At 44.4% G+C, this 17,029-nt stretch carries 20 protein-coding genes; 18 read left to right on the plus strand and 2 right to left on the minus strand.

All coding sequences use genetic code 11. The features are described from left to right. The first annotated feature begins 2 nt into the window (after positions 1-2). From MHH89_RS27870 to MHH89_RS27905, 8 genes are read left to right on the plus strand one after another with little or no spacing between them, the layout of a single operon-like run. Positions 3-878 carry a type II secretion system F family protein gene (locus MHH89_RS27870; protein WP_445739145.1) on the plus strand — a complete coding sequence of 292 codons (876 nt, stop codon included), beginning with the start codon at positions 3-5 and terminating at the stop codon, positions 876-878. A 13-nt stretch (positions 879-891) separates the two neighbouring features. Further along, the gene (locus MHH89_RS27875) at positions 892-1,080 is read left to right on the plus strand and encodes a Flp1 family type IVb pilin (RefSeq protein ID WP_036681690.1); all 189 of its coding nucleotides are present in this window, start codon (positions 892-894) and stop codon (positions 1,078-1,080) included. After that, on the plus strand, positions 1,077-1,748 hold the full coding sequence (locus MHH89_RS27880) for a TadE family protein (protein ID WP_076302219.1): 672 nt from the start codon (positions 1,077-1,079) through the stop codon (positions 1,746-1,748). The genes MHH89_RS27875 and MHH89_RS27880 overlap by 4 nt, the downstream gene beginning before the upstream one ends. A gap of 27 nt (positions 1,749-1,775) precedes the next feature. Further along, positions 1,776-4,004, plus strand: coding sequence for a hypothetical protein (locus MHH89_RS27885; protein ID WP_076280064.1), 2,229 nt, complete (start codon positions 1,776-1,778; stop codon positions 4,002-4,004). 18 nt (positions 4,005-4,022) lie between these two features. Beyond that, positions 4,023-5,003, plus strand: coding sequence for a TadE/TadG family type IV pilus assembly protein (locus MHH89_RS27890; RefSeq protein WP_076280065.1), 981 nt, complete (start codon positions 4,023-4,025; stop codon positions 5,001-5,003). Between the two features lie 25 nt (positions 5,004-5,028). After that, the gene (locus MHH89_RS27895; protein ID WP_076282026.1) at positions 5,029-5,538 is read left to right on the plus strand and encodes an A24 family peptidase; all 510 of its coding nucleotides are present in this window, start codon (positions 5,029-5,031) and stop codon (positions 5,536-5,538) included. Between the two features lie 18 nt (positions 5,539-5,556). After that, positions 5,557-5,790, plus strand: a complete 234-nt coding sequence (locus tag MHH89_RS27900; protein WP_341088615.1) for a hypothetical protein — start codon at positions 5,557-5,559, stop codon at positions 5,788-5,790. A 2-nt stretch (positions 5,791-5,792) separates the two neighbouring features. After that, positions 5,793-7,130 (plus strand): FHA domain-containing protein, encoded by a 1,338-nt coding sequence (locus tag MHH89_RS27905; RefSeq protein WP_341088616.1) that lies wholly within the window; start codon positions 5,793-5,795, stop codon positions 7,128-7,130. Positions 7,131-7,157: 27 nt separating this feature from the next. On the opposite strand, the gene MHH89_RS27910 is transcribed toward MHH89_RS27905, so the two are convergent. Next, on the minus strand, positions 7,158-8,060 hold the full coding sequence (locus MHH89_RS27910; RefSeq protein WP_445739146.1) for a TIGR01777 family oxidoreductase: 903 nt from the start codon (positions 8,058-8,060) through the stop codon (positions 7,158-7,160). Between the two features lie 48 nt (positions 8,061-8,108). Further along, positions 8,109-8,570, minus strand: a complete 462-nt coding sequence (locus MHH89_RS27915; RefSeq protein ID WP_036681700.1) for a DUF2621 domain-containing protein — start codon at positions 8,568-8,570, stop codon at positions 8,109-8,111. 172 nt (positions 8,571-8,742) lie between these two features. On the opposite strand from MHH89_RS27915, the gene MHH89_RS27920 reads away from it, so the two are divergent. The 10 genes from MHH89_RS27920 (at position 8,743) to MHH89_RS27965 (ending at position 17,016) form a co-directional block, all read left to right on the plus strand. Beyond that, entirely contained in the window at positions 8,743-9,852 is a 1,110-nt protein-coding gene (locus MHH89_RS27920; protein WP_076206523.1) for a deoxyribonuclease IV, read from the plus strand. A gap of 65 nt (positions 9,853-9,917) precedes the next feature. Further along, positions 9,918-10,817, plus strand: coding sequence for a formyltetrahydrofolate deformylase (purU, locus tag MHH89_RS27925; RefSeq protein WP_076219715.1), 900 nt, complete (start codon positions 9,918-9,920; stop codon positions 10,815-10,817). 175 nt (positions 10,818-10,992) lie between these two features. Next, positions 10,993-11,742, plus strand: a complete 750-nt coding sequence (locus tag MHH89_RS27930; protein WP_076277691.1) for an SAF domain-containing protein — start codon at positions 10,993-10,995, stop codon at positions 11,740-11,742. Positions 11,743-11,754: 12 nt separating this feature from the next. Then, positions 11,755-12,819, plus strand: a complete 1,065-nt coding sequence (locus MHH89_RS27935; RefSeq protein WP_341088618.1) for a hypothetical protein — start codon at positions 11,755-11,757, stop codon at positions 12,817-12,819. Further along, positions 12,816-14,261, plus strand: a complete 1,446-nt coding sequence (locus MHH89_RS27940) for an ATPase, T2SS/T4P/T4SS family (protein WP_312149725.1) — start codon at positions 12,816-12,818, stop codon at positions 14,259-14,261. Before MHH89_RS27935 ends, MHH89_RS27940 begins: the two co-directional genes overlap by 4 nt. 12 nt (positions 14,262-14,273) lie before the next feature. Further along, complete coding sequence (locus MHH89_RS27945; protein ID WP_076282023.1) at positions 14,274-15,323, plus strand: hypothetical protein; 1,050 nt, start codon at positions 14,274-14,276, stop codon at positions 15,321-15,323. An 11-nt stretch (positions 15,324-15,334) separates the two neighbouring features. Further along, the gene (locus MHH89_RS27950) at positions 15,335-16,204 is read left to right on the plus strand and encodes a hypothetical protein (RefSeq protein ID WP_036681711.1); all 870 of its coding nucleotides are present in this window, start codon (positions 15,335-15,337) and stop codon (positions 16,202-16,204) included. A gap of 57 nt (positions 16,205-16,261) precedes the next feature. Then, complete coding sequence (locus MHH89_RS27955) at positions 16,262-16,471, plus strand: hypothetical protein (RefSeq protein ID WP_076128184.1); 210 nt, start codon at positions 16,262-16,264, stop codon at positions 16,469-16,471. A gap of 5 nt (positions 16,472-16,476) precedes the next feature. Then, a complete protein-coding gene (locus tag MHH89_RS27960; protein ID WP_162636675.1) occupies positions 16,477-16,620 on the plus strand; it encodes a hypothetical protein in 144 nt (47 codons plus the stop codon). Positions 16,621-16,635: 15 nt separating this feature from the next. Beyond that, complete coding sequence (locus tag MHH89_RS27965; RefSeq protein ID WP_036681716.1) at positions 16,636-17,016, plus strand: hypothetical protein; 381 nt, start codon at positions 16,636-16,638, stop codon at positions 17,014-17,016. Positions 17,017-17,029 lie beyond the last annotated feature (13 nt).

Genomic DNA, 17,029 nt, shown 5'->3' on the forward strand with positions numbered 1-17,029 from the left:
AAATCATGCGCTGGCTATGTGCGGTGGTTACTGTTATTTTGCTGATAGTCTGGGTTCTACTGCGAATTCAATGCGGCAACAGATATGTCGCGTTACGCATTCTTCCTATGGAAGGATTACGGCTTCGGAAGTTAAGCGAACCGTTATTACTGCTTATTGAGAAGAGTGGTATCGCCAGTCGGTTTCCCTCACTGTTGTTCAGAATTCAGCGTTCTCTACAGCGCAGTTATGGGATGCGTTATAGCGCAGAGCGGACCCTGCTGTTCATGGGTGAGATGCTAAGTTACAGCTGGCTGTTGCTTGTAGGTGGAAGCTTGATTACAGCATTTAGTGGCGAACAGGCAGGTATGATATTGGGTGTGTTTTTGGCAATTGCTCTACCAACCGCTATGGTCAGTGATCTGCACAAAAAGGTGAGAGTCAGGGAGCAGAATATTATGCTCGAATTGCCAGAGCTGCTGAACAGTATTGTGTTGTTGGTTGGCGCAGGAGAGACCGTGCAACGAGCTATTATTCGCTGTGTGGAAAGCCACCGGGGGGATACGAATCATCCTCTGTATAAGGAGCTAATGACTATGACTAGTGAATGGGAGGGCGGATATTCTTTCCAGCAGGCTTTTGAAAATTTTAGCAAGAGATGCGCTGTACAGGAGGTATCGGTATTCACAACGACAGTTTTGCTGAATTATCGCAGAGGTGGAGCGGATTTTGTGCTATCGCTACGTGATCTGTCGCAGATGTTGTGGGATAAACGAAAGGCACTTAGCCGGACGCGCGGAGAGCAAGCATCCTCTAAATTAGTTTTTCCGATGGTAGTTATCTTTTTAATAGTAATTGTACTGGTGGGAACGCCAGCATTTTTGATGTTAAAAATGTAGGAGGCTGAAGCTGATGGTATCAACAATGTTGGACAGTATGAAGAACTTTTGGGAAGACGAGGAAGGTTTAGGAACTTTGGAGATGATTTTGATTATTGCTGTCTTGATTGCAGTTGTTCTTTTGTTTAAGGACAAAATTCAAGAAGTAGTAGAAGCCTTAATTAAAACGGCGGGTGAAAAGAGTCAGGAAGTATTCGATTGAACAAGTTTAAGGGTGATCAAGGCAGTTTTACTATTGAAGCGTCACTTCTGTTGCCGATCGTCATGTTTATTACGATGCTTCTTTTGTTTTTTTGCTTGTATAGCTATCAGAAGTCCATGCTGTTGCAAGTGGCCTCAGGAGCTACTGAGCGGGCGGCTTACAACTGGGACAACAGTCACAAGGAGGTCTCTGGTTCTTACATGGCTGGTGAGTATGACTCCCTTTATTGGAGAATTGGGGATGATGCCTTGTTAGCCTCATTATTTGGTGGAGAAGCTGGCAGTGCTGGCGTGACAATAGAGTTGCCCGGTGAAGTATCAGGGAAGAGTGATTTGCCAGTGCTTAAACTGGGCCATTCGTCTACTATGATTCCGGACAATATGCCAGGAACTATGCGTTATGCTCACAGCCTTACAGGACGGAGAGTAAAGGCCGAGTTAAATCGTCTACTGAGCTTGCCTGTGCTTGATAGCGTTCTATCGGATGAGGCTAACCCAACTGTTGAAGCCCAGTCTATCATTGTCGAGCCTGTTGAGTTTATTCGTACGGTCGACCTGATGCGTTATTTTGGAGCTAAATTTAAAGGGGGCTCTGAGGGTAGTGGATCTGCAGTTTACATGGATAAGAAGGATGCTTCTGCTATGCTGACCAAGCTTCAGGATAAGTAAAATCTCTGTTCAAGGGAGGGGGTTTTAATGAAAAGTATAATTACGGGTTGTCCTGCTAAGGGCAAAACAGAAGGCTCAGTTACAATTTTTCTAATCATGGTGCTGGCTTTCGTCTTTCTATTTACTGCTGTGCTGATTGATTATGCGCGAATCGCTGCGTTCAACGTTCAGGAGGAACGATTAGCGAGAGCCAGTATCCGCTCTGTTATGTCTTCATATCATGTTGAATTGCGTGAGAGATACGGTTTATTTGCATTCGGTGATAGTGATGGTGATATGCTGCTGTCCAAAGTGCTCAATGAAAATTTGCATAAAAGTGGGCGGGGGGATACGTTCAATCTCTTACCCTTTGCACTGGAATCCTCCTCTTTGGAATGGAGCCGGCCGCTGGGAAGTTATGATGTTTTTCGTCATCAAATACTGGAAGAGATGAAATATAAGGCTCCGGTTGATTTCGCCTTGGAGCTGGCAGGTAAATTCAAGCCGCTGTCGGGCGTAATGGCAGAGGCCTCAAGAGCTACTGAATTACTTAGTAAGCTGCAACCTTTATATGATGAACGTGAAGAGAATTTGGATCTAATGTTAGAGCGGAGAAGCCAAGCGGCGGAGAGTGGAAGAAGAGTACTGCTATGGATTATGAATCCGCCCGGAGATTCTATCTCGGCCCATTCGCTCGGAAGCATGCAAGCAGCCGCGGATATACCAGCACAGTATAGTGACTATCTTGGGAAATATTACGAAGATCTATATCGTGATAGTAAAAAGCCTGCAAAGTACACTTATCAGTTGGCACTTTATCAGAGCCGAACTTCAGAGATGTTGTCGCGGCTCCCATCCTTATTAACAACCTTTCATGAAGAACATGGACAATCAATGGAGGAAGCGAAGGATGCGTTAAACAAAGCGCAGCAATTGAATGACGAGATGAGAGATGTTTTGGCAGCTTCCCGAATAAGTGGCGTAAATCTGGCAGACGATCCTGCTAAGGACTGGGATATTCCGGGAAACTCGGGGGAAATAAGCGCTGAGCCACTTAAAAAGCTGCATGAACAGGAAGATGCCTTGATCCTCTCTTCGGCTGACATTAGTAGTATGGAGAATGGTTTATTTATGCAGCAAAGTGCGTACGAGTCCATTGAACCGACGGTAACAGGATTATCAGGAGTGTTGCATGAAGCTTTGGGAGTCAACGGCGATTCCTACCAAATGATTTCCTCTGTTCTAGGGGCTTCGCATGTAGTGGACAACTATTATAAAAAATACGGTAAGAAGGGAAGTGTTATCGCTAGTGATTTGGCTTTTCTTGAAGAGCATCGCAGCTCGGATAAAGCACGTAAGCAAGTAGAGTGGGAAGCCAAATCCAAGCTGGGCGAGGTTAGAGCACTGCTGGACAAAATTAGAATGCTAGGTAGCGGAGCGGCAGCTTCGATGGAACGTTATCAAATCCTTCATCAATTTTATGAGGACAATGTTTCATTTAACAACGGATTGGAGTCTCAATCCTCTGATAAATCTGAAGTATCCTCAGATCCCTATGCTGCTGGAAGCTCGGCGATGAAGGATATTGACGGGATTTATGCAGCAATGAGTGGCATTATGGGGGGCGCTAGAGACAGGCTTTTTCAAACAGAGTATTCCGCGCTTTATTTTCAGCATTTTGATGTTTCAAAGTTAGCTAGTCTGGCACTGAATTCTCTGGAAGACACTAGTGAGCTCACAGATCAGCTTGATCCTCGCGCTCAGGAGCTGGAATACATTTTATACGGATTTCATAATCCCGCAGGGAATGTGGCCGCAGCCTATGCCGAAATATTCGCGACGAGGTTGTCCATTCGCACAATGGAAGGATTTATAGAAAAGGCAACCTTGGGAAATCCACTGGCTGTTCTAGCGGCGGCACTGTTGTATGGAATCCAGCATGCCATTCAGGATATGTTGCAGCTTTGTGAGAAGGATGCGATTCCTTTATCCAAATATATGCCGGCGCAGCTGACTTACCGTGATCATCTGCGACTGTTCATGATAATGCATGGAGGCGGGGAAGTGCAGCTATCGCGGATGCTGGCTCTAATTCAACTGAACACAGGAATAAATCCAGCGGAAAGAAACACCTATGTATCATCGGACATTAAGCTCCAAATGCAGTTATGGTTTCTGCCAAGTGTAGTTAAAATGTTGAATTACACTGCTGGTTTTCCGGGAGAGGTACAAGGGAATAAGTATCTGAGGGCAGTAAAAGCTGATTATTCTTATTAGCGGGAGGTTGGTAAGGAGATGGGGGATGGGTATGGAATCAGAGGGGAAGACAAGGAAGAAGGTAGCATGGTAGTAGAAGCGGCGATGGTTCTTCCGTTCTTCCTGCTATTCGTCCTGTTCCTGATTTCTATCGTACAGATGACCTTGTATTCGACAGCTTTGCAAAGTACAGCATCAGACACTGTAAAGTCTATTTCAACTCATATGTATCCTACGGCTTTGGCGGTGCAGAAATGGGGAATATCCAGCGAAGTAAGTGATGATTCAGGAGGGGATGACAGTGATCATTCTGCTGGCCTGAATTGGACTATTCCTCGCTTGTCACTTACTGATTGGGGCGATAGTTATGCTGAGTCTTTACCCAAGCCGTTAAATGAGTGGGTTATGTCGGCTTTAGAAAGTGGTGAGGGACCGTTGCAGAAGCTTCAGGCAGAGACTAGTGAAAGTGTACTTGATCTTGCGATCAAACCTTTATTGAAACCATACCTGACATCAGATTTACTGGATTATGAGCGAATTCATGTATCTAATGTTATGGTGCCGGAGCTAAAAGAGGGTACTCGTCCCTACCTTGGGCTAGTGGTTAGTTATAAGCTGCCGATGAAGGTCCCCTTTCTAAACCAAAGTATTGTTTTAGAAGCAAGTGCTGTTGAACGCCTCTGGATCGGGGATACGGGAGAAGGCACAGCCAAGGAGGGGAACGGTACTGGCCAACCAGATGAATTCATTGAAATCTTAGAAAAGCCGAACCCGGCTGTAGCGAATAAGCAAGGCAAGGTTCGTGCCAGAATACCGCCGAATGCTTCTGCCAGCTTGTCAGTCTTTTATAAGAGCGGGGGCAGTACTGCCAAATATTTAGGCTGGAAACAAGCGGATGCAGATGGATATATCGAGTGGGAATGGAAAATTGGTGTAAATACCACACCGGGCTCGTGGCCGTTTGTTATACAACTGGATGATGGTAGATCTGTTGAGGTTATGTTCACAGTAGTGAAGTGAAAGGGTGGAAAAAGGAGTGTAATAAATGGCAGAGTGGACATTTTGGGGATGTCTACCGTTTTTAGCAGCGGCACTGATTACAGATTTGAAGTCGATGAGAATACCAAACTGGATCACCTTGTCAGGCTTGCTCACCGGTCTGCTTGCACAAGGGGTGATCAATAGCTGGCATGGACTGCTGAGGGCTTTCTGGGGAGCTGCTGTAGGATTTACAGTCCTTCTGATCATGCATTTAATAGGGGCGGTTGGCGCGGGAGATGTTAAGCTTTTTGCTGGAATCGGAGCGTGGACAGGGATGTTGTTTACGCTGCAAGTCGTCATGTACTCCGTACTATTTGGTGCTTTAATAGGCTGGTTAATTGTTTTAAAGAGACGGGAGGCGGTCAGTCGTTCGCGTAAGATCATCAGCAGAATTTCTGGATTTATTTTATGGAAGAGCCCGTTTCTATTAAAAAATAACGATAGTGAACTGTTGAAATTTCCCTTCATGCTGGCAGTAATTCCTGGTTCCATATGCGCTTATCTATACTTTTAGTTCGGGAGGTGATGTTTGTTGTTCGGATTAACCCGTGATTTTATACAACAGGATGGTATATATATGATCCTTGGTGAACCCGAAGAAATACCTGCGGAGAAGCTTAATTTAATTCAGGCGCGCATGCTGATGAACACCGACATTCCTCATCATTTGAGGCTGTTACTTAGAGAAATAGATATGAAGGTTACTATGGAATACGCTGTTTTACGCGAAAAATGCTTAGTCATCTACTCAAAGGAGAGAAGCTAAGTATGAGCTCATTTTTCGGGTTATTGCTGCAAATTGCCCAAGGCATGGAAGATGGCAGGTTATATATGCTGCGGGCGGAACAGTATGCTTTGCATGCGGATTACATTTTTATTGAAGGGTCGTTACAGAGCGGTAAAGTATACCTGACCTACATACCCATTCAGGAGAATAAGTCTGGTTCAAAGCTTGGAGAGTCACTCAAGTCACTAATCATGGTGTTAATGGCATCTATCACAGAGCTAACTGGCAGTGGTGTGCAAAGACTATTGCAATATTGCAGTGAAGAGGGATTTACTCCAGCTGGCTTAAAGATTTTTTTATCAGAGTTGCTGACAGAAAGAGCGCCCGTTACACCTGAAAGACAGCTTCATGAAGGCGTAAAAGAATATCTAGTGAAAGAGGCAGCAGCTCCACCATTAAGAAAAATATATGAGCATCGCGAAGATAAGGGATTGGAGCAGCCGACTGCTACTCCTTGGATCAGCAGCTATCCTAATCTTAAGATAAAAGAGGAGGAGAGCCTGTCTCTAAGCTTGGAGGATGAGCAGGTAACGAATCCGCAAGCCTCAAGCTCCAGAACCTATATAGTGCTAGGGTGTCTATTAGGCGATGCACTCCTGTGGAAGTTTCTATATTTGGATAGTCCAAAGCCGTTATGGCTTGCCGTCTGTGGAGTTGTGACGATTGTATTGGCTGTTTTAAGCTGGATGGTTTGGAGCGGAAGGCTAAAGGTTGGTAAAGAAGATGAGGATTGTCTGAGTGAGGATTCTGAAGATACTAACTGTAATCCGAGTCGGAAAGAATTGGAGTGGAATTTTGGCAGGAACCCTGTGGCTTCTACACGTCCTCCAGCAACAATCCCAAAGGTAACTCCGCAATTCTCAGATTCAGCAGCTAACGTTCCGGTAACCCGTCATGAATCACTAGCAGAGGAACATTGTTCTGTTAAAGCACCAGAAGCCATAGCACCAACAACTTTATTATCACAGGAGAAACCGCCTAAGCAAGGACGACAAATCGAAAAGCTGGATCGGAGTATTCCTTATCTCCAAAGAAGCGGTGAGGAGGGTGAAGAGGCGGAAATGATCGAGTTAAATCGAACTAGCTTCATTATCGGCCGATCGGCAGAGGTGGCTCAATATGTGGAAAGATCAGAAGGAGCCTCTAGAGTACACGCTGAAATATCTAGAAGCACCAGCGGATATATTCTGAAGGATCTTGACTCCAGAAATGGAACGCTTTTTCAAGGTGAAGCCATGGTCCCGTATAAAGAGTATCCACTAACAGAGGGGACCACATTTAAAATTATAAAAGGAAGCTACACATTTCATACAGCATGAAGGTGAGTTCTAACGATGAATGTGGCTCTACAATTTTTGTTTTTTCAAATCTTCTAAAGCGACTTGAAGTGTAGGGAAGGTAAAGTCAAAGCCATGATTTAATGCCGCTGCGGGCAGGACGCGCTGACCTTTGAGTAGGATTTCGGATAATTCCCCGACTGCTGTTTTTAACAGGAAGGCTGGCAAAGGGAACCAGTGCGGCCGTTTGTAGACTTTGCCAATCGTTCTGCCGAACTCTTCGTTCGTTACCGGATGTGGAGCAGTCGCATTAACAGGTCCGTTAATCGTTGGATTTTGCGTACAGAAATCAATTAGACGCACAATATCCGTCAGATGGATCCAAGAGAGCCACTGCTTTCCAGAGCCAATGTTGCCGCCACAACCTAATAAATAAGGCAGCTTCATTTTGGGGAATGCTCCGCTCTCATTGCCGAGCACAACTCCGGTACGCAGCTTGACCACGCGGATATCATGGTAGGTTTCATCTGAAGCCTCTTCCCATGTCTTAACTACTTCTGAAGGGAAATCCATGACCTGGGCTGGTGAGGATTCACTAAAAGTATCCTCTAAAGAGGTACCGTAAATCGCTACGGCGGAAGCCTGAATGATTGCGGAAGGCTTTTGCTTCATTTGATCTACTAACTTAGCTGCTGCGGAAACGGTTGCAAGTCGGGACTGCATAATCGCTTTTTTGCCACTTGGACTCCAGCGCTGGCTAAGGGAAGCTCCGGCGAGATTAATTAGGGCAGCTGCATTTTCCACTGGATCGGGATTAGAACTTAGACTGTCCCAGGTGTGGTAACTCAGCTTAGGATGAATTGTTGTTGCGTCTTTTGGTAAATTCCGACCTACAATAGCAACTTCATTACCTGCTTGCAGCCAGTATTTTGCTAGTTCGCTACCTATAAAACCGGTGCCGCCACATATCACATATTTCAAAGGAGGGCCTCCGTTCTAAATCGTACAATTCATTAAAAATTACTTAAACAAATGCTGGTAAGCAGAGTAATCGATTTTATTCTTTTCGAGAAAATTGACAAGAAAACGGTTATCGCGCCGCGGTGTGGCAACTATGTAACCTTTAATGCAGTGATCGCGAGTAACTTCTTTTGCATTGCTCTCGACGGCGATCTTTCCGATCTCGGCAGCAATAGAATGCTTCGCAATATCACGAAATGGCCCAGGTACAGGCTGAACAAGCTGGTCCAAAAAGGCTTTTGTTTCGTCACTCCAGAGCGGGCGGCTACGTTCCACCCAGTAATTTTGCCAGTCTAGCTTTGACTTTCCATCAGCTTTGGGCAGGACCTTTAGGAATTTGCGGAACATAAAAAAACCGCCGATACACATGGAACCAAGCAGCATAAATGTCCAGAAAGCGATAGAGTTCATAAACCAATTGCTCGGTGTGGATAATAAACCAAGTCCTGATTGGATAAACATGCATACACCACCTTTTGGCAATGAGGATTCTCACACGAATTATTCTCATATTAAAGTATAGCTTATTTCCAAAGTTTTGCGAAGCAGAACCCGGCATATTGGCCTCGTCTAGATTTATTTTTCCGATCACGGTAGAATAGGGGTTAATTCGTGAAGGAAAGAGGGAAGAAGTATGCTGAAAATAGGTTCACATGTGTCTTGCTCGGACAAGGGTCTTTTGACCGCAGCAAATGAAGCAAATGAGTATGGTTCCAGCTCGTTTATGATATATACAGGAGCGCCGCAGAATACGCGCCGCAAGCCGATTGATGCCATGTATCCCAACGAAGGGAAGCAAGTTATGAAAGAGAATGGTGTAGAGGAGATTGTTGTCCATGCACCTTACATTATTAATCTCGCTTCCTATAAAGAGAATACGTACCAACTGGCTGTTGATTTTCTGCAAGAGGAAATACGCCGTACCCATGCACTTGAGGTCAAGCATATTGTATTACATCCTGGTGCGTTCACTGATAAAGATGCTGAATATGGTATTCAGCGGATTGCAGATGGCCTGAATGAGGTGCTTGGAGGCACGAATGAAACGGAAGTGCATATCGCTCTAGAAACTATGGCTGGTAAGGGAACAGAGATCGGCCGCAGTTTTGAAGAAATCGCTTCTATTATTGCTAAGGTCGAACATAACGAACGTCTATCGGTCTGTCTTGATACTTGCCACATTCATGATGCTGGTTATGATATCGTTAATGATTTGGACGGTGTTCTCAACAAATTTGATGAGACTATCGGGTTGAATCGTCTTGGTGTAATCCACATTAATGACAGTAAAAATCCATGTGGCGCTCGCAAAGACCGTCACACGCCAATTGGCTCGGGTTGGATTGGGTTTGATACGATTAACAAAATCGTACACCATGAAAAGCTGGAAGGTCTGCCTTTCATTCTGGAGACCCCATGGATTGGTAAAGATGCTAAGACACAACGTCCGATGTATGAGGTGGAGATCGCTTTGCTGCGTGGTAACGTAGCTGAACGCTTTGGACCGGAATTCGTGCAGGATGTTGAAACATTACGTGAATTTTTTGCCAAGCAGGAGATTGATTCCCGTCAATATGTACTTAATGTCTGGGAGCTGCTGAAGAACGATGCCAAAGCTAAAAAAGCTGATCCACGTGAACCACTGGAGCGTCTGTACGATGAAGTTGTCGCTGCCCAGCTGTTCCCGCAACTAAGCGAGGAAGCTATTAATCATCGTTTAATTGCTTGGTTAGCAGGCAAATAAGTGCTCGTGAACGCTTAAGCTATACTTCAGATTGCGTATGTAGATGAGAGGATGGGAAGAGGGTCATGGAATTACACGTAAAAAGAAACAATTCGTCAGGTGTCGAGCATTATTCCAACCGGGCACGTATGCTCATTTCCTGTCCTGACGGACCGGGAATTGTGGCGGCTGTATCACACTTTCTGTATCAGCATGGCGCAAATATTGTGCAGTCGGATCAGTATACGATGGATCCAGATGGTGGAATGTTCTTTATGAGAGTCGAGTTTGACCTACCTGAATTAGGCGATCGTCTGGAAGAGATTCGCTCTCAATTTGGCGGAGTGGCGGAGCGTTTTAAGATGGACTGGAAGATTTTTAATGTTCGTCATAAGAAGAAACTTGCCATATTCGTCTCTAAAGAAGACCATTGTCTTGTTGAACTGCTCTGGCAGTGGCAAGCGGGCGATCTCGATGCCGATATTGCCCTCGTCGTTAGTAACCATTTGGATATGAAATCTTATGTCGAGTCGTTTGGCATTCCATTTCATCATATTCCAGTCACAGCGGATACTAAGGATGAAGCAGAAAAACGCCAGTTAGCGGTCATCGGAGACGATATCGATGTTATTATATTGGCACGGTATATGCAGATTATCTCGCCGTCCTTTATTGAGCATTATCGCCATCAGATTATTAATATTCACCACTCTTTCCTGCCTGCCTTTATTGGCGGCAATCCATACGCCCAAGCGTACCAACGTGGGGTGAAAATTATCGGGGCAACCGCTCACTATGTTACTGAAGAACTAGATGGTGGACCGATTATTGAACAGGATGTGCAGCGGGTAAGCCACAGTGATGATGTTATTGAGCTGAAACGGATTGGGCGTACCATTGAACGTGTTGTTCTGGCTCGTGCGGTGAAATGGCATATCGAGGACCGGATTCTCGTCCATCAGAATAAAACTGTAGTATTTAAATAAAGGTCTTCTCCGGTGAAAGCAACGGTTATGCCTGAGGGCTTTCACCGGAATCCTTTAATTTAATAGTTCACTAAATCTCTATCAGGTAAAAAAGCATTTTACCAGCAGCTTGGCTATTTATGCCAAGGTGCTTTTTGTCGTTCTCAAAAATCATGTAGTTAAGGAGGTGGAAGGTTTGGCGTTACAGCGAGGACGTTTGTTAAAACGTAATTATTTTTTCGCAAGTCTCATTTTGATTACTGGATTCGGGGGATTGCTAGGTTATGATCTCTATTTCAAGCCCTACGTGCTTTCCCAAACCGTGGTCAAAGTTAAGGTGCGAGCTGGGGAATCTCTACCTAAAAATTATGAGCTGAAAGCAAGTGATTTGTATCTGGATTCTGTTCAGACCAAGGATATACCTTCTGGTGTAATTACGGAAATCGCACAAGTGGAGTACAAAATTACGAATGTGAATCTGACTAACGGTAGTATTTTGACAGCATCACTGGTGGATGTTAGTGATTTAGAGCCTTTGCAGGATGAAGGTATATTTCCTATTCCGAAGGAGGCTATTTATGCCATCAATGGTTCGTTGCGAAGCCGGGATAAGGTAGACATTTATCTTGTAGAAGGTGAGCGAGAGAAGCAGCGAGAGGCGCTTGGTTCAAATACAGTTAAAAAAGAAAACGAGGAACAGGTGAAAAAACAAAGCTTGCTTAGCGATCCTGCTAAAGAGATCTTTTTATCTGGAGTTACCGTGAACTATGTGCGAACAGAAGACAATAATGATGTGCAGGATTCTGAGAAAGGCAACAACAATAACCGATTCACTTCTACTGGCAAGGTGGCGACACCAGAATTGAAGCTGAAGAAAAGTGAGGGTCAACGGCTAGGGCAATTTTTGGAGCAGGGCAAAAAACTGTGGATCGTACGGGTAGAGTAGGGGGAGATTGCCTTGAAAATATTTAGTCTGGGCATAGATCAGTTAACGATTAATGATATCAAAAACGCGGGATTTAATGTAGTTACACAAAACGTGTATCCCGATCCGGCGCATACCGAAGGTCATATGTTAATGGTTACTAGTGACCAGGTATCTGTTCAAGCGCTTAGCGAGCTGCGATACAAATATCCAAGCTCTATGATCCTGTATTTATATCTGCAAAAGGGAATTCGCGGCTATCAAGCTGTGCATATGTTGTGTGAAAGCTTAGGTCTATATTTTATTCCTCCTCGTTCTACCTCGTCAGCAGTGATAGAGAAGATTCGTTTTATCTTGGAAGAGGATGGCGAGGAACGGAGCAATTTGGTTGGCTTTTTTGGCTCAGGTCCAGGCATTGGCTGCACGAGTGTGGCGAAGCTGTTCGCAAGACGAATTGCTGCGGCAGGTCTACGTGTTCTTGTACTTGGTTTGGATTTATATGACCCCGGGTATGACCGCAAAGCGACGATAAGTCTAGACAAACTGCGCCCCAAGCTTACAGGGAAGATGATTCATGATGAAGATTTCGAGCAATTGATTAGGCAGGATGGCTATTTGTATCTACCGGGGAATTACGACTACTTGAGTGTCCAGGATTATCTGGAGGAAGAGATCGAATATTTCTTGGCTAGAGCTGGAGCAAATGCGGATGTGGTTATTGCTGATTTCGGTTCAATTCCCGAGAGTGCTGCGTGGTATGTCGGTATGCAAAAGTCGTCGTTACGCATGATTGTCACTCATCCTAAACATGAACACAGATTAGAACCTCTATTCGAGCTTGCGGGGCATATAGATCTGCGTCCGCATGATTTCCAGCTGATCATTAACCGCAGTAATGTGGAGGAAATATCTTCGTCCAAAAATATAGCCCTTAGATTTGGCACTGAAATCTTGCTGGAGCTACCGTATTACCAGCCCTTGCAGGAAAGCTTGCCTCTAGGCAAAAAAGAGCTACAGCATGTGGATGATAAGGTACATTCTCTATTGGTGTCGATGGGATTAGCGCCAGAGAACAAAAAGAAAGGGATATTTCTATGATTGAAACTCTCGCGAGTCGTCCACTCTTTTCTCTAAAACAAAGCGTGCTGCGCACTAGCAAACCGGGCAAGGAAGATTTTTATGCTTTTTTACAAAAAATGAAAACCGAGATGAACGAAGGGTTAGAACGTGAGGATGACGCTTACTTCGAGCTAAATGCAAAGGCATTAATTGGCGATCCGCAGGCAGTTAGCTTTTTTATGAATGAGATTGAGAAGTACTTACGAAAAACACCTTTTACTGGAAAGGTTCCAGAAGCGTACCGAACGGCGGCAGAGGCCCTGTATCACGAGTGGAAGGGTTTTGGACCAGCGTATCGTTGGTTTACTGATCGTGCATACAGCGAGTCAACCGGATTACAAATGATTGGGAAGCAAATTTTTTATAACCATAAAGGTGAGTTTATAGCTTACCCGTATGAGATGCCTTCACTGGATCGGGTGGAGCAGCTGAAGCGTTCCTTGCTAAAAAGTGATCCCAATAAAAAGCTGAACAAGGATAATCCTTCGGTGGAGTTCAAAATGGATGATCCGCTTTGGCCAGGTAGATTTATTCGGCTTGCGATTTGGGTATCACCTAGGGTCTGGGAGGGTTTTACTACGATATCACTGCGGCGACAGGTTGTGGAATTTCTGGATTTGGAGGATCAAGCGGGTACGGAATGTATTCCTGCCGAGGCGGTTGAGTTCATTCGGGCGTTATCGTCCACGTTTCGCAATACCATTATTGCGGGTGCTGTAGGGTCAGGAAAAACAACCTTTGCCAATACGATCGTTGGTGAGCAACTGCTTGGCTCTTCCTCCTGCATGGGAGTAGTGATGATTGAGAAACATCCGGAATCCATTTTACCGTATCAAATTAAAGGCCATCGGATTATTCCAATTCAAGCTGCGAATGAGGAACTGATGGAGGTGGGAGTAGAGTCGCTGCGGCATGACCCAAATATTTTGTATATGACGGAGATGCGTTATAACGAGTGGGAATTTTATTTGTGGAGTGGGGAAAAAGGATACGACGGGATTACCGGAACCTTCCACACCGTGGATTCGGAGGACATTCCTTATCAAGGTGCGTTTGCTGTGTCGACAAGAATTGGCGGGAGTTTAAAGGGGCATTTGATCTCTGCGCTGAAATCATGCGAGCTGGTGTTTATTTTGGAGAGTGTCCCGAACGGGAAGAAGCGGCTGGTGCGAATATCAGAAATCTTTTACGAAGAGGATAGAAATTCAGTGTTTGCTAATGATCTTATGCGCTGGGAGCCGGAGGAAATGTGTTGGTCTTATAATGACAAGCTGACGAAAAATCTGATGCTGAAAATGACTAAGAAAAATGCACAGGCTACGCGGATTCTCCAAAAAGAGCTGGGACGACTTGCTTCAACAAAACCAATGGATCAGCCGCTTAAAGAAAGCTTGAAATCTAAGATAGTACTTAATGAGTGAGGAGGTGCAGATATGGATTTACTATTTTATATTTTTCGTTTTGTTCTTCATTTATGGATTGTGTGGGGACTGTGGTTACTCACCAAACTGCTCATCGAAAGGCATTTACGGCAGGTAGTCCAGAAATTCGATTTTCGAATTAAACATAAGATGAGCATTTTTGGCAAAAGAGTTAGCTCGGTTAAAAAAAGGCTGTGGCTCTACCGCCATCTGGACAAGCTTCTGTATTTCGTACACCGGAAGTATGAACCGGGTATTAGCGTTATGCGTTTTGTTATGCGTACAGCCATTTTGTTTATTGCGGTTTTCTTATCAGGACTACTGACACTTAGTGAGCTCCCTGGAAGGTTGAGTTTTAACAATCCTTTTTTGGAGGGGATTACTTTTAATGAAGGACAGCCGATTCAGGGGGCGTGGAGATTTCCGCTTTTTATAGCTGTAATATCTGCGACGATTCCTTATTTTCGTATGAGATACATCTATGCACAGCGGAAGGTACATGGAAGCTACGATCTCCTCGATGTAGTCAAAATCTCCACCAAATTCACACATTTGTCGGTAGATTCGATTCTTGATCGTACAGCGGATTTTCTAACAGATAAAAATGTACTAAAGAGTCCTCTGAAGCTGCTTGGTGCCGCATTTTCTAATTACAGTAATGAGAAGGAGCTTGTTGAGGAGGCAGGGAGATTCTCCAGTGCGATTGGCACCACCTTCGCTTTAGAGTTTATATCAGATCTGCTCTATGCCGAGAAGGAGGGAACCCGTTATTTAAAAAGCTCGCTAATGCTGTTGAATCGTTCTATGGAGCAGCAGAGAGAGACGATTTTAACTGTAAAAGCAGGAAGCAGAGATGCGATCAGCCTTGGCTTATATGGGAATCTTCTGGTGCTGGTATCTACGGTTGGTACCTTTATGTATATGCTGAAGCCCGATATCTATTTTCAACTGCAGTTCGAAACTACGGTAGGTCTTTCCTTTTTGATGGTGATCGTCTCCGGCCTTTTTATCTCTTTTGTGATCAGTACTATTCTTGCCAGGCCCAAACTGGACTACCACTAAGGTGATGAACTATGGATAGATTATTACTACTAATTACAGTGATCGGGATCGTGTATGTCGCATTACTTGTGTTTGTGAGCAGCAGCAGTAAGCAGGAACGATATCTTGTCCGACTGGGCATCCGGTGGAATTCGCTGGGTGAACACGTGCAGAGTGATAGATTTCAGCAATTGTTGAATGAATGCGGTTTATCAATTTCGGCTCGAAAAGTTACGCTATTTCGTTATTCAGCGGCAATCATCTATTTATTTAGCCAAGTCGTCAGCGATTTCATCCGATCTGTTCCTTTTTCATTCTATGACCCTCTAATTGCTCTACTTATTCTCGTAATCAGCAGTCCGATGCGTTATCTTCCGCTTGGTTGGGTGTTGGCGTGGCTTCACCAAAAGACGAATATTCAAAAAGATGGCGAGTTGATCTCCTTCATTCGTCTCTATGAGAATAATCGCCTACGTAAGCGCGGATATGTGCAGTTTGGTGCTTTTTGTGGGAGTACAGCGGGACATTTTCAATATATACGTCAGGATTTGTATGAGCTGTCAGAACGGGCAGTAGATGAGGGTGTGGAGGGGGCGATTGAATGGTTTTGTGCCAAATTTCCGGATAACCATCACTTTATTAATGACATCCGGTCCATTTTGCTGGCGACAGAAGGCATGGATGATGACACGGAAGCTGCAAACTATTTGCGTGAACAAGGCAAGATTATCTCCAAAATCTCCAGCGATCAGTATTTAAAAAAATGGTCTTTCATCGGTGATCTATCGACGATTATTAATGTTATTCCATCGATTGCTACTTTTTTGATGATCGTTGCCATGGCGATGCAGTACATTTTGCTAATCAAAGGAAATTTTAATGGAGTCGGCATGTTCCAGTGAAAAATTGTATATTCAACCTTATTTTTAAAACCTAAAATAAAAAGGGAGAAATTAACAATGAAAAAAGACGCTATTTCTACAGGTTTGTTTATCGCTATCGGTTTTTTGTGTGTGGCCATCGTAATTGCCATTTTGATTCCTCTGGTGCGTGACGTGATTAATGCTGCCGATGATAATAGACCGACGATCCCGGGGGTATCTCTAACTCAACCGCTGGATTCCAGCCAGACTGCACTAACTATGTCCATGACTCATGTTTTGGTATAAGTCAGATGAAAAAAGACTCTATTTCCGTCGCTATGTTTTTGGCCATTGGCTTTGTAATTGCGGGGATGTTTGTCACGGTAGCTACGCATATGATCGGCAGCAGTCAGGACGATATCATCTCACATACTAAGCAAGTGGAACAGTATTAGAAGGAGGCATTTCTAATGAAGGAGACCGTCCTCCGGGCATTGTTCATGTGGCTAGTCCTGTTTATTATCCTGCAGCCTATCTTCACCTACATAGATTATCTGCTAGATTTACAGGTCAAAGCTAATACGTCCTATATCACACAAAAAGCAGCAACAGAGGGGATGGTTACAGCTTCTATGCGGAATGAAGTAATTTCAAATCTGAAAGCGATTGGATTTTCTGAAGCTTCGATAGAAATTACTAGCAGTACAGACACCGTTCAAGAGCGAAAGCAACGAATTGATGTGTATGTAACCGCGCCGCGGATAAATTTGTTTCCTTATAATTTTTCTACGGTTTCGCAGCCGACTCGATATTATGGGCATGGATCAATTATGAGTGAGTATCTCGATTGACTAAGGGATGAGC

The organism is Paenibacillus sp. FSL H7-0323 (assembly GCF_038002725.1).
Taxonomy (GTDB): Bacteria; Bacillota; Bacilli; order Paenibacillales; family Paenibacillaceae; genus Paenibacillus_AQ; species Paenibacillus_AQ odorifer.